Genomic DNA, 14,328 nt, shown 5'->3' on the forward strand with positions numbered 1-14,328 from the left:
TTAAGTTAGAATATATTAATACAAAAGAAATAAAGGAGGATAATATATGACTGATAATGTAACTTACATATTATTTTTTTTACTAATTGCCGCTGTAATTGTCTTTGTATTAGTAAGATATTTATATAATAACAACAATAAAACTATTACAAAGTCTAGTCAAGAATTAGATGAAAAAATAAAAGATTTATCTGTAGAAAGTATTTTAAATTTCCAACAAATTAGTAATGATGATTTTGATGAATCCAAATTAGTATTAATTTCTGATAATAAAGTAATAGACACTTTACAGGCTTCTATTCCTGCATTTACAAGTATTGGATCTGATATGGCTTTAAAGAATAAAATTAACGCAGATAATATTTATAAAGTCATTATTCCTACAAACCAGCAATTAATGGAATCAAAAAGCTTACCAGATACTTTTAAAGGAATCTATGGTAAAGGTAATATTGAAGGACATGCGGATCTAGTAAAGATTAATCCCAAAGATTTGAAGAAAATCGCTTCAATATCTAATGTAATGGCAATTACTTCGATGGCTGTTGGTCAATATCATATGCAAGAAATTAGTGCTAAATTAAATGAAATTAGTAAAGATGTTAAAGAAATTAGTGCCTTTCAACAAAGGGAATTAAAAAGTGAAATTATAACTATTTATTCTGAAGTAAAGGAAATGGTAAATTTTAAATATGAAATATTAAAAAATGCTGAAGTTAGAAATCAAAAAATAATTTTACTTGATAATTTAAGAAGAGATTCTAAAAGAGTACTTAATCAGGTGAATTTAGCTCTAAATGATATATTCAAAGATAGTAAAAATAGTGATTTTGCACAATATGAAATATCAATAAATAAAATCAATATTTTATTAGATTACCAAAGAAAACTTCTAGATATTATAAATATCATTAGTGATCTTAATTATGTATTACACCAAGGATCAATGTCAAAAGAACATGCTAATAATAGTTATTATGAAGTTAAAAATATGAGTATGCAATCATTCAAAAATTTAAAGATCTGGCATAATAAAGAAATTATAAGATTTGGAATCAATATAGAGAATAGAACAAGAAATAATGAAGGTATTGAAGGATTTATTAAAGATACAATTAGTATTTTTAATAGTGATTGGAAGAATACAAAAATTGATGATAATTTAGTATTAGAAATTAAAAATCAAAGCATTAACAATATAGATATTATAGATATTAGTGAAAAAGACATATTAAATCAAGAAATTCCTGTTATTGTTAAAGACAATAAGTACTACATGGAAGTAAAATCTTAAAAATATGAGTGAATATAATAAAACTGATCTGTCATAATATATTATTTTTATTGCAAGCAAATTCTAAATAATTAGAGCTAAATTATCGGTATTTTTATACAAGATATAGAAAAATGTGTTATTTGGTTTTTTAGAGTATTTGACATTGAGAGTTAATTAAAGTATTATATAAATTCAATGGCACTCGGTGCGGAAGAAAACTCACAAATTACTTGTGAATTTTTTCTATGCTTAAGCATTTCAAAGATAGTTAGTTACTAATTTAAAAAATATTGTCAAACTAAAAAAGACAGTTAACAATAGTCGTTTTCAAGTTGTGTGGATAATATACAAGAAAGTGTAAACTCTAATAAATGTCTTTTTTAAATTATTTTGTTTTTATGCTAATAAAGATTTTTTTCTTTTAAGATTGGATAATTAAGAAATTTATCAATAGATTTAAGTATTTTCTTAGATTCCATAACATTAAATTCATAATTTTTTTCAATGCTCATGTCATATTCACTTAAGTTCAAACTATTAGTAAATAAATAATACTGAAATGATTTTATATGGTCAAATATGCTTAAAAGTTCATTGTTTTCACTATTTTGTATTAGACCAGTTGACAAAATTCCTTCAATGTCATTTATAAAAACTTTTAATTCGATATTTAATCTAATATTTCTTTTCGAAATATCTGAAGCGGCTATGCATTCATAATTATTTATAAATGAATTTAGGTTAGATATTACATTGTCCAAATTATATTTTATTCTTATTGAGTGAAATTTAATTTTTTTGTTATTCTGATCTTTTATTTCTTTATGAACTAGCATATATGTTAAGAAAAGGAGTATATATGGAGTTAGTATATTAAAGAAATTAAAAAAAAGAGATATGCTTGAAATTGAAATTGAATATCCAATAAAAAAAATTAGAAACAAAAATAAAAATAATATTATTATATTTTTTTTATGTTCATTAGGGGTTTTAATATATATGCTTTTTTTAGTCATGTTTAAATACCTTTGTCTTTCTTTAATTTAAAAATGATATTTTATTAAAACTATATAAAATAAGTTTAAAACTTAAAATTTATAAAACACATTAATATAAATAATTTTCTAGATACTACTATAGCCAATAAAAAATTTTCTACCTATTCTAGATGTATTTCTTGTTCAGAAGTTTGATATATATCAATACGATTCTCAACATTAATTCTATTAACAAGCCAACCTTTAAAGGAACATTGTTGAATAAAATCATCAATTCTATTAACTCCATTAATTTCTTTTAGTGTTACAACAACACCAAAACGAATTTTCTCACCATCTTTTTTATTAAGACGTTCTTTTGTTTTTATACTCATACCCCACATTGGATTATTGTATACCTTTTTCCCTTTTGTTTTATTTTTTGGCATTGATTCACAAATATGTTTTACATTTTCCCACTTTCCAAATAACTTTCTAGCATTATCCTCATGTAAATAATAATATTTTTCTTCAAGACCTTGTTTGTTATTATTAATAGTTTTAAGCTTTCCATCATTACTAATCCTACCAAACTGTATATCCAATTCTGTATTAGTATAATCAACACCTTGATTTCTTGAACACTTGGGAAAATAACATAATGTGGCTTTTACTATGTATGGATGTTTATCTTGATAGATAGGAACTGGAAAATTATAGTTGTAAGTATCATACCCTTCAGATATTCCTTCTACAACAAATTTAATTTCATCAGAAGATGACTGAATTACATCTTTTATTTTTATTGGTACAACTCCATGTCCCTTAAGAGATTTATCATCGCTATTTTCCCATCCTATAGCTGAATCTACTATAAGTGCCTTGGCTACTTCTCTACTTAAACCAATTATATCTATTAAATATGATAATTTTCTAGATATCCAGGGTGCTGCAAATGAAGTACCAGCTACAGATGCCTTTCCAAGTGGTTCACATACATACATGAGTTTGCCATTCCCACCACCATAGTAGCTAACATCAGGTTTAGTAAAAAAAGATAATACAATTCCTTCTCTTGAATAGTCAGCTGGATTTTTATTAGAATCAACTGAGTTTACTACTAAAGAATTTATTGAATCAGCTGGTGAGCCGATTCTTTTGCTAGTATTTTTTTCTAGATTATTTGTACCAGCAATGACAAATATAATATCATGTTCATATTGAATTTGGTCTAGTATAGAAGCTTCTGCAGATATAAAATTTTCCCTTATTTCTTCATTTGAACCAAGTGATAAATTCCAAACTTTTATATCAGGATTATCTGCAACAATTTCTTTAATGGCACGAATAATTGTAAAAGAATTAAAAGCTTTGTTGATTGCCACACCAAAATGCCTTACTTTAAATCTTCCACATCCATCATCTAATTCAGGATTAATTGAAGGACCATCGACAACAATTGATGAAACTGCAGTCCCATGTTTGTAGTCACCCGCATTTACTGGTATATGTGGATCAACCATATTATGAAAATCTACCCATTCATGGAAATATACTCTTGTATCAAATAATGTATCAATTACTCCTATTGTTGGTTCGTTTCTAGGTGATGGTATAATATTTTCATCAACTTCAAAGGGTTTTGAAAAATCACTTGATGATAAATCAGAGATATTTTCTACAGCCATAACAACTAAATAGGGAGCTTTTTGAAGTAAAACATTTAAATAATGTTGATCGAGTAATACAGTGGTTTTATTAATAACCCTTTCATTCAATACATTAATATTATACTTTTTTAATAATTCTACTGTATTTTCTCCTGTGTCATATAGTGTAACAATTGAACTATGCTTAGTATCAAAATTAGCTTTTTCAACATCAAATTTTTCAATAAAGGGAGTATCTTGAATAACTCTTTGAAAAACAGATTTTGAAATATTATATTTTTTAAAATCTATTTTACTAAAATTTTCTTGATTATTAAAAACTAAATCATTTATACTTCCATTGAATTCATTAAGTAAAATTTTAGCACTCATAGTAGCAATTAAAATTGAGTGTGAAATTGCATCATAAGGTATAAAATGAGTTATGATATGTTTATTTTTATCACTCGAAAATTTTGTACCAACAATTGTATCATTTGCATTGTTACTCTTGTATTTAAGAAAAGAATTAGTTCGTTTACTTTTAGGAATAACTCTAGTGTAATATACACTTACTAGACATCCATTTAATAGGTTTTCACGCTTCCAGTATTTAGCCATTTCATTTAAGTAATATATATGTTGTTGGAGATCTTTAACGCTAACAGTAGTGTTAGAAGGTAATGTAGGTGAACCAGGTCTTCCTACATTTGATTTTTGTTCAAAATCTCCTTTCATATTTAAAATATCATTTCTCATTTTATTCTCCTTTCAGTTCTCTAGAAACCTGACTTTTTGAAATACCTGTTAAAACTTCAATTTCTCTTGTTGTAAAACCTAATTCTTTAAGATCTTTTAAAGATAAATCTTTGTTATGAGTAGATTTTAATAAACGTCTTAAATAGTCATATTGATTATTAGGATCACTAAAAGCTAGAGAGACTTTTATAATGTTATTTAACTCTCCAGGATTTGGTATTACATCCATGTTAGATATTATTTTTTTAAACAATTTCATATCTCTTCTAGCATTTTTAAAAGTTTTTAATAATGAGTTTAAAATACTTTCAGCTATTGCTACTAAATCATCTTTATTATATCTATTAAAACTTATTATCGAATCAAAACGTCTTGTTAAAGCTTTATCAAAATTACCAAATAAATTTGTTGTTGCAATCAAAACAACTTCATTATTTAATCCATCTAATTCTTTCAGGATTGCTGAAGTTACTCTTCCCATCTCTCTATTATCATTTGAGTTAATTCTATCAAGTGCAATAGCATCTATTTCATCAAATAAAATTAATACTTTTGATGGATAAGCAAGTTTATTAATTTCACTAAAAACAGAAACAATATTTTTGTTTGTTTGCCCTAATTTGCTATCGACTAACTCACTAAATTCTATCATATATAATTTTCTATCAAGCAGTCTAGCAACTTGTTTAACTGTTTCTGTTTTTCCAGTTCCAGGTGCTCCTTCAAATAAAAACTTATTAATCCCAACATTATGATTTACTGCATTGATAATACCTTTGATATCATCAGCAATAACTTCAGGTAAAGGCAATGGATTTGTATTTAGTTCTACTTCTTTTAAATAATCACTTTCATAAAACATAGTCTGTGGAACAAATGTATTAACTTCAGACAACATACTCATGATATATTCAGATAATTGATAATCACCAGCTTCATCAAAGTTTCTAGCTATTTCTATAGCCTCATTTCTAAATTGCAATTCATTTTTTTCAGAGTGATACTTTATTAAGTTTAATATGTTTTTCTTTTTCATTGTAGGCCACCTCGTATATATTTACATTTTAACATATCACGGGACAAAAATATATTATTTGGGACAAAAAACTTCTTTAAACTGTTTGACTTATAATAATTAAGTTGTTTATGAAATTGATGTTTTCAGTAATATGATAAAAAACAGTAATTGTATTTTCAACTGATATTAAGTTGAATTGTGGTCCACTTTTATATCAATAAATGCAAATTGCTACTTAGTTTTTTTATTTAGTATAGTTTTTAACTGCAGTATGATAAAATGAAAATATTAAGATATACTGTTATTAAGTTTGTTTAGAGAAATAGCTGTGTTTATGTAGGAAAAACACTTTTAAAAAATGGAGGTAAATATGAGTGAATCAAATGATGATAAATTTATTGTGTTAAATGAAATAAATACGGAAATTTCAGCACAAAGAATTGCAAAGTTAATTACTGAGAAAAAGACTTATTTCTTAAATGGAAAATGGGGAAGTGGTAAGAGCGTTTTTATAAGCAAAGTAGAAAAAGAATCTAAAGATAGATTTATATATTTGAACTTATGGCAACCAAGTGATAATAGCACCGTAATCGCAAAGGCGTTTAGAAAGATTTTTATCGAGAAATATAAAAATATATTTGCTTTATTTTGTTTATTAGTCTTATATTTATTTTTCAGTTTAAAAGTATATTCGAAAATACTAGAAACTATAGAAAGTTCAAATTTAGAAAATGTACTAACTATAGCAACAATTATAATTTCATTGCTTGGTTTAGTAATAACAATATTAAAATTCTTTCAGTTTAAAATTGATGATTTGTATATCTATTTTTTAAAGAATTTATCATATAATAATATTGTATTGGTTTTAGATGATTTTGATAGAGTTAAAAAAACCGATCAAAATGAAGCCTATATCTTATTTAATATTTTAAATGGAAGGTTACCAATATTATTCATAGGTGACTATGAAAAAATTATAGAAGAGAAACCTCATTTTTTATCTAAAATTATTGATAGAAGAATAGAGCTTCCTTTTGTCTTAAGTTATTCAAATATTTGGGAAAAATATTTTGAAGTTTTGTGCATAAATTTCAATTGTAATATTACAAAATCTTTTATTAATTTAGTTGTATCTGAAAAAAGAAACTTAAGGGATCGTTATCATTTTAATGATTATGTCAATTTAGAATTTTTTACTAGGGGAAAACTAGGTAGGGTTCAAACTGAGCAACAATTGCTTATTATTTATATGTACTTATTTCATCCTAATTATTATGAGAGATTACAAGCAATACTAACTGAAAAAAAACGCTTATCAACAGGTGAAATGGCATTTGGCCAAGTAAAAAATATAGACAAATATGATGAATTGTTTGAATTTATAAAAAATAATACTTTGCTTAAAAACGTTCTAGAAGACATATTAAATAACAGGGATAAAATATATCCACCAGTATATATCGATAATTTTACAGAATATCTAATATATGAATCTACTTCAAATTCAACTGAGGAAGAACTAGAAGCTACTTTTGAAAATGAACTAGAACTTGAAAAAAAAATGTTATCAAGTTATCTACAAGATTTTTATAGATTTTTGTATGTAAAATATAATAGCTTTTCTCATGAGCGTAAAGAAAAGTTACTTAATCTTTCTTTAAGATTGGAAAAAGATAATAAATCAAGCGATACTATTAATTTTATTGTAAGAGAAAAAAATAATGAAATTGTTAGTAGTTTACATATTGATAGCTATAGCGAAGAAAATCTTCAAAACTATGAAGACATTTTTAAAGAGTGGCATAAAATATTATTGGAAAGTAAATATGATTACTCAGACTCTCTATACTTTTTCATTAAGCATGGAATTTGCAGTCCAAATGATTTAGGTAAAATACACAAGGATAAAATTGAAGATTGTTATAATAATCTTCAATCTTTAAGTTTGGCAAGACCAGAATTTATTTTAGTTGTATATATTTCGTCTATAGATATTTGGAAAAACTATGATCTGTGGAATGCTGTGCTAGTTAAGAAAATTACTGATTTAAATGATGAGCAATTTATTGCATTTTGTATATATCTAGACATTTTAGACAATGGAATAGGATACACAAATCCATACTTTATTCCCGAAAATAAAAAACTTACATTATGGACTAAAAAAATTGATTTTGATAATCCTAAAAAGCCAATACAAATGGATATTATAATTGATAAACTAAATGAAAAGTTTGTTAAACTTGAAAGTCATGGTTACAAAATTATAAAAAAAAATAAAACATAAAATTATACTTAACTAAATAAGTAAATAAAATTATTTATATTTTTGGTTGTTAAGTAATTTATCAATTTTAAAAAGCTTATTAAGGAATTTATGCAAAGTGCTAATAATTAATATAGTATAATTTAAGAGTAGCATATAAATTTGTGTTATTGATCTAAAACGATAAACATATATACATCCTTCGAATATAATTTATAAACTAGATTATACTATTCCCTAGTTTACTGTGGTGTATTCTATTTTTCTGTAAGTTATCTTAAGCTAAATATAATAATTTAAACAAAGTTTCTTCACTAATAAATAATGTACGTATTTTAGCGAATTTTCTAAATGTATAAATGAGATAATTAAGCTTTCAATTGCAGTTGTTGTAAACACGATTTTTCTTAATTTGAGTATATAATTATACTTATTAATAATCATAATTCACTTTTGTTAACAAGCAGATTATTCTTTTTTAGATAAGCTGTATATTATAAAATCAATTTTGACAGTTAAAATAAATGGAAAAGAACCATATAGTCTTACCTAAGACATTTAGTATGGTTCTTTTACTTACTTAAAACTACATAAATTAATAACTATTTGATGACCTTTAAAGCATTTTTGACATTTTTTAGTTAGTATATGTTAAATAGTTTTAAAGTTTGATATTTTATGTATTATGTCTTGTTACTTCTATTATTGCATATTTTGTTTTACAGCTTTCAGTAATTATTCCTTTTTAATATCTTTTTTATATAACAACTACTTAGTTCATATACACAAAGTTTAAATAGATTATGTAGTCTTCAGCAATATTTTGTACTAATAATACTGCTTTATCATATATTCTTATATCATCAATAACTTGAACAAAGTCATTTCCCTGTTGAAGACTTTCATATTGTTTCTAGAAATTTTATGAATATCATATTTCTTTTTTACAATAGCAAATAGATCATTAAAACAATTATCTATGATAAATAAATATAGTTGCAACGTAATGAAAGTTTTACTAATAGTTAACTACATACTGTGATATAATTTTAATATATAGAATTGTGTTATTTTTAAAATAAATATACATGTTTTAATGCTTTATTAATATATGTTTTTAAGATAAATATTGGAGGATAGAATATGAATCTAGACTTGTTTGAACAAAAGAATGATTATTGGAATAAAAAATTACTTGATTTAACAAAGAAAAATAGAATGTTGAATTATAAGAAACGTAAGACAGGAAGCTTTGAAGTAGAAGAAGAGATTAGTACTCTTTATAGAGCATTAGTAGATGATGAGAAATGTATTGAATATTCAAATGTTCTACCTGATAAAGCAAATTATGAAGATGAAGAAAAATATAAACTAGCTAATGATAAAGTAATTACACAAAATAAGAAGTTAGAATATCTTAGAAAACAAATAAGACTAGCAAATGATGAAATTGGTTTTAATATAGGATATATGACATTTGGAATGTTGAATTGGTATGAGACAAGTAGTGATGTAACTAAAGATAAACCATTACAATCACCATTAATACTTGTACCTATATTAATAGAAAGAGAAAATAGAAAGTCTTCATTTATAATTAGTAAAATAAAAACAGATGATGCTAAAATTAATCCAGTTATAATCAAGAAATTAAAAGATGATTTTGGGATTGATTTAAACAAAGATATTGAATTTAGTAGTTATAGTGAAATAGTAATAGAGTTTAAACAAAAAATAAGTCAACAAGTTAATTGGAGTATTGATGAAACTATTATAATTGATACTTTTAATTTTACTAATTTAGTAATACAAAATGATTTAGAGACTAATAAAGAACTTCTAAAAAATAGTAAATTTATTAATGCATTGATAGATGAAGATGGTGATTTATTATATGAAGATTATAATAAACCACTAGATATTAAAAATATAGATGTAAAAAGAAAATTGCAAATCTTAGATGCTGATTCAAGTCAAGAAGAAGCTATTGAACGTGCTCGAAGAGGTGATAGTTTTGTTTTACAAGGGCCACCAGGTACTGGTAAATCACAAACAATTACTAATATTATAGGAGATCAATTAGGTCAAGGTAAAAGAATACTGTTTGTATCTGAAAAACAAGCTGCCTTAAATGTGGTTTATGAAAAGTTAGAAAAAAATAACTTAGCTGATTTTTGTTTAATACTTCATGATATTAAAGCTAAAAAATCAGATATAAGAACCCAATTAAAAAATACTATGAATCTTGCAGAATCTGATTATGCAACAAGAGATGATAAAACATGGATTTATGATAAATTACAAGTTAATATTAACTTTTTAAATGAATATGATAATATATTACATTCTACAGATCATAAATTACAAAAGTCTTTTTACTTTGTTCATGGTAAATTAGCACCTATCATAAATACTAAACTAGTCATTTTTAAGATAGATGATAAAATATTTAATTATTCATACAATCAAATACAAGGTGTCTTTGATGCTATAAAGACATTAGCTAATACATATCTAGATAATACACAACATCATTTAAACAATAATTAGAAGAGTTTAAAAGTTGATTTTAGTATGAGCAAGCAAGAAGAATTAAAAAATATTTTTGAAAACTATCAACAACAATTAATTGAAGCTAGTATTGCAAAGGATAGCTTAGATAAAGAATTTAAAGTTAAAATAGAAGATGAAAAACTATTATTACTATTTAATAATTTAAAAGAACTAGCTAATACTAGAGTCTATAATCCTTCTTATTCTATGTTAGATAAAGATCTAATAAATGTTATTAGTAATTTAGAAAAACTACTAGATATTAATAAGGAATTAAATGAAACTAATGAACATATATTATCAGTTGAAAAACATATTAATGAAAAATTTGAGGATGAATTTCTTAATAAAGCTGATGTTGAAAAGACTATAAAAATCTTAAAATATGAATATAAATCATTTATTAAAAGATTGTTTTCTAGTGATTATAAAAATATTTTTAGATCTAATAAGTTATTAACTAAAGATTTGCAATTAAGTTATGATATCTTAGTAAAAAACTTAGAGGATTTAGCAAATAGAAACGATAATAAATCTAAGTATGCAAAACTTACAAATGATAAAGAATTGTTAATCAAATCAATAACTACTACTTTAGAGATAGATGGCTATGATTTTGAAAAAGTTGAAGAGTTATATCAAACAATACTATGGCTTAATAATTTAAAAAATATTGTATATGTAAACAATCAATATATTGTTTACAATGAAATATTAGAAAATATTGTAAATAATGAAATGATTGATTGGGATAATATTGAATCTTTAGTTAATAATAAAATTACTACAAGTAATAATGTTGTAGTAACAAGTGAAATCATAAAGAATAATTTTGATAATCTTGATAGTTATGATGATGAACAATTGCTTTACTTTATAAAATCTTTAGATTTTAATACTTGGGTTGAATATAAAGACTATGTTCAATCTAAAAGACATTTATTGAATAATTATAATTTAAATGACTTTATAGATAAAATAGAATCAGATTGTTTTCTTAAAGAAGATATTTTAAATATCTTTAAGAAAAGGTTTTATTTTTTATTTTTAGAAAGAGAAGCTAAATATGACTTTTTAAGAAATAAATCTCATAGTTTCTTAAATCAAGATATAGTTAGCTTTAAAGAGAATGATAAAAATACATTTAAATTATCAAAAGAAAAGATAAGATTAAACTTGTTAAAGGCACTTCCTAATGTTAATGAAAATAACTGTGGTGGAGAGATGCAAATATTAAAAAAAGAACTATTGAAAAAATCAAGACAGATGTCTACTAGAAAGTTGATAGCATCTTTACCAACTTTATTACCAAGATTAAAACCTTGTATGATGATGTCTCCTTTATCAGTAAGTGCTTATTTTTCAACAAATACTGATTGGAGCATGTTTGATTTAGTAATCTTTGATGAGGCTTCACAAGTTAAAACAGAAAGTGCTATTGCTGCAATAGCACGTGGTAAACAAATAGTAATTGCAGGTGATTCAAAACAAATGCCACCATCAGCTTTCTTTAATTCTAACAATGATGATGATCAATTAGATGACATTGTTGATTTAGAATCAATATTAGATGAATTATCAGCTAAAATACCTAACAGTTATCTTAACTGGCATTATCGTAGTAAAGATGAATCATTGATTAGTTTTTCTAATCATAAGTTTTATGAAAAAAGATTAACTACTTTTCCTTCTAACAATATAAACAATAATAGTAATGTAACATTTAACTATGTTAAAAATGGAATATGGGAAAGTAAGCTTGGAAATGTAAATGAAGCAAAAGAAGTTGCCTTAAAAGTATATGATCATATAATTAATCATCCACATAAGTCTTTAGGTATTGTTGCTTTTGGTATATCACAAGCTAATCTAATAGAAGATGAAGTAATATCACTTAGAGATAATTATCCTGAAATTGAAACATTCTTTGATGAAAACAAAGATGAAGCTTTTTTTATTAAGAATTTAGAAAATGTTCAAGGTGATGAAAGAGATGTTATTATTTTAAGTGTTGGATATGGTAGAGATTTAAATGGAAATATAAAAATGAATTTTGGACCACTTACTTCTGTTGGAGGAGAAAGAAGGTTAAATGTAGCAATTACAAGAGCTAAAGAGTATATGCATATCTTTTCTTCTATTAGATCAATAGATATTAAAACAGATACTAATAACAATAATCGTTTAATATTCAGAGATTTCTTGGATTATACAGAAAAAGGATTACAAACATTAATTGGTTATGAAAATGTTAATGTAGAGAATAATAAATCTTTTGATTCAAATTTAGAAGAGAATATCTATAATTACTTAATAGAGAACAACTTTGATGTTCATACTAAAGTAGGAGCATCTGATTATAAAATAGATTTAGCTATAGTTAATCCTAAAAATAAGGATAATTATATTGTAGCAATAGAATGTGATGGTCAATCATATCATTCTTCAAAGACAGCAAGAGATAGAGACCGTTTAAGACAAGAAATACTAGAAACAAAAGGATGGTCTTATTATAGAATATATTCTACATGCTGGATTAATGATAATAACAATGAAAAAGCTAAACTATTAGAGTTTATAAACCAAACAATAAATAATTATTCTGAAGAAAAAGATAAATATATAAATAATCAAGATAACAAATATGAAGAGTCTAATATAATAACACTAACTAAAAAGATAGATACAAGTCTACCAACTTATCATGGAAAAGATGTATATCTATTTGAAAAAAACATAAAAGATTTAGCACAAATACTACTAATAGCAGCTAAAACAAGAATTGGTTATGATATAGAAGGATTAATTAGAGCCGTTAATCTAGAAGTGTTTGATAAAAAAAGATTAACTGCAGGATATAAAAAAGTATATGAAAAAGCTATGAATTATCTTATATCTAGAGAATATATTATAGTTATTAATACTACTATACATGATGTTAAAGATTTAAATATTGAGTAATACTTATGTTAAAAAGTTAATCGTATTGATTACAATGTACTATTTTAGATTCTTTGAAAAAAACAATAACGTTATTGTTTATGTATAATATTGATGTAATAAAAAAAGGAAAGGATAAGTTATATGCTTATTATGGAAACAGCAATTGAAATCACAAAGTGTGTTAAAGAAATTATAGATAGCAACTATAATGAAAAAAGAATAAAAACATTAGAGAAAAAACTTAAATTCATTCAGGAACTTAATCCGACTTTTCCAATGAAACTGTTAGATGGAATTGATGAAGACATATATTTTAGTTTTGAAAATAAATGTAGAGATTTAATGAAGAGTATTGACTATGAAAATGAGGAAAAAGTCTTTGATTTTATAATGTATCTAATAAATATATTTGTAATCGAGACAGAAAATAATGATATAGTTTATTTAAGTTGTATTAAAAGATATATCAAGGACTTTATGCAAATTAAGCCTAGTGATTTAATATTTTTTTTAAATAATACTAATACAAAAAACAATGATACTATTTTTGAAAATAATGTAATAACTAGATTTGCAAATATGGAAAGTATAAAAAAAGAAAACATCTATATGGATTTTGCAAAATTGTATTATTGTAATTTAGAGATGGGATTAACAAGACCTAGTGTTTCAAATATAGTTGAATCTAATAAAGGTGCTGAATTACCGTACAGAATAAAAGCATGTTATAAGAATAGTGAAACAAAAAAGATATTAAAATTATATAATGACTTTCTAAATAGTAATTGGTCTGAGTATAAGGAAACGTAATTCTTTAGTTTAATTCTTTTGTAAAAGCAAAAAATTATTATTTCGACAAATAAAAATAGCAGTGAATTTATAAA

General features: G+C 24.1%; 8 protein-coding genes. 5 read left to right on the forward strand and 3 right to left on the reverse strand.

Translation table 4 applies throughout. From position 1 onward, the window contains the following. The first annotated feature begins 46 nt into the window (after positions 1–46). Positions 47–1,294 (forward strand): hypothetical protein, encoded by a 1,248-nt coding sequence (locus ACD762_RS01250; RefSeq protein WP_423364044.1) that lies wholly within the window; start codon positions 47–49, stop codon positions 1,292–1,294. A gap of 383 nt (positions 1,295–1,677) precedes the next feature. On the opposite strand, the gene ACD762_RS01255 is transcribed toward ACD762_RS01250, so the two are convergent. The 3 genes from ACD762_RS01255 to ACD762_RS01265 form a co-directional block, all read right to left on the reverse strand. Continuing rightward, entirely contained in the window at positions 1,678–2,112 is a 435-nt protein-coding gene (locus tag ACD762_RS01255; protein WP_423364046.1) for a hypothetical protein, read from the reverse strand. Positions 2,113–2,435: 323 nt separating this feature from the next. Beyond that, on the reverse strand, positions 2,436–4,661 hold the full coding sequence (locus tag ACD762_RS01260; RefSeq protein ID WP_423364048.1) for a S8 family peptidase: 2,226 nt from the start codon (positions 4,659–4,661) through the stop codon (positions 2,436–2,438). A 1-nt stretch (position 4,662) separates the two neighbouring features. Beyond that, positions 4,663–5,697, reverse strand: a complete 1,035-nt coding sequence (locus ACD762_RS01265) for an AAA family ATPase (RefSeq protein WP_423364050.1) — start codon at positions 5,695–5,697, stop codon at positions 4,663–4,665. A 352-nt stretch (positions 5,698–6,049) separates the two neighbouring features. On the opposite strand from ACD762_RS01265, the gene ACD762_RS01270 reads away from it, so the two are divergent. The 4 genes from ACD762_RS01270 to ACD762_RS01285 all read left to right on the forward strand — a co-directional run bounded on the left by ACD762_RS01270 (position 6,050) and on the right by ACD762_RS01285 (position 14,254). Further along, on the forward strand, positions 6,050–7,969 hold the full coding sequence (locus ACD762_RS01270; RefSeq protein WP_423364052.1) for a P-loop NTPase fold protein: 1,920 nt from the start codon (positions 6,050–6,052) through the stop codon (positions 7,967–7,969). A gap of 1,122 nt (positions 7,970–9,091) precedes the next feature. After that, positions 9,092–10,498, forward strand: coding sequence for a DUF4011 domain-containing protein (locus tag ACD762_RS01275; protein WP_423364054.1), 1,407 nt, complete (start codon positions 9,092–9,094; stop codon positions 10,496–10,498). A gap of 24 nt (positions 10,499–10,522) precedes the next feature. After that, positions 10,523–13,462, forward strand: coding sequence for an AAA domain-containing protein (locus tag ACD762_RS01280; protein WP_423364056.1), 2,940 nt, complete (start codon positions 10,523–10,525; stop codon positions 13,460–13,462). A gap of 132 nt (positions 13,463–13,594) precedes the next feature. Further along, positions 13,595–14,254, forward strand: a complete 660-nt coding sequence (locus tag ACD762_RS01285; RefSeq protein ID WP_423364058.1) for a hypothetical protein — start codon at positions 13,595–13,597, stop codon at positions 14,252–14,254. Positions 14,255–14,328 lie beyond the last annotated feature (74 nt).

Origin of the sequence: Mycoplasma sp. P36-A1, assembly GCF_049478495.1 — a bacterium.
Lineage (GTDB): Bacteria > Bacillota_I > Bacilli_A > JAJDGJ01 > JAJDGJ01 > P36-A1.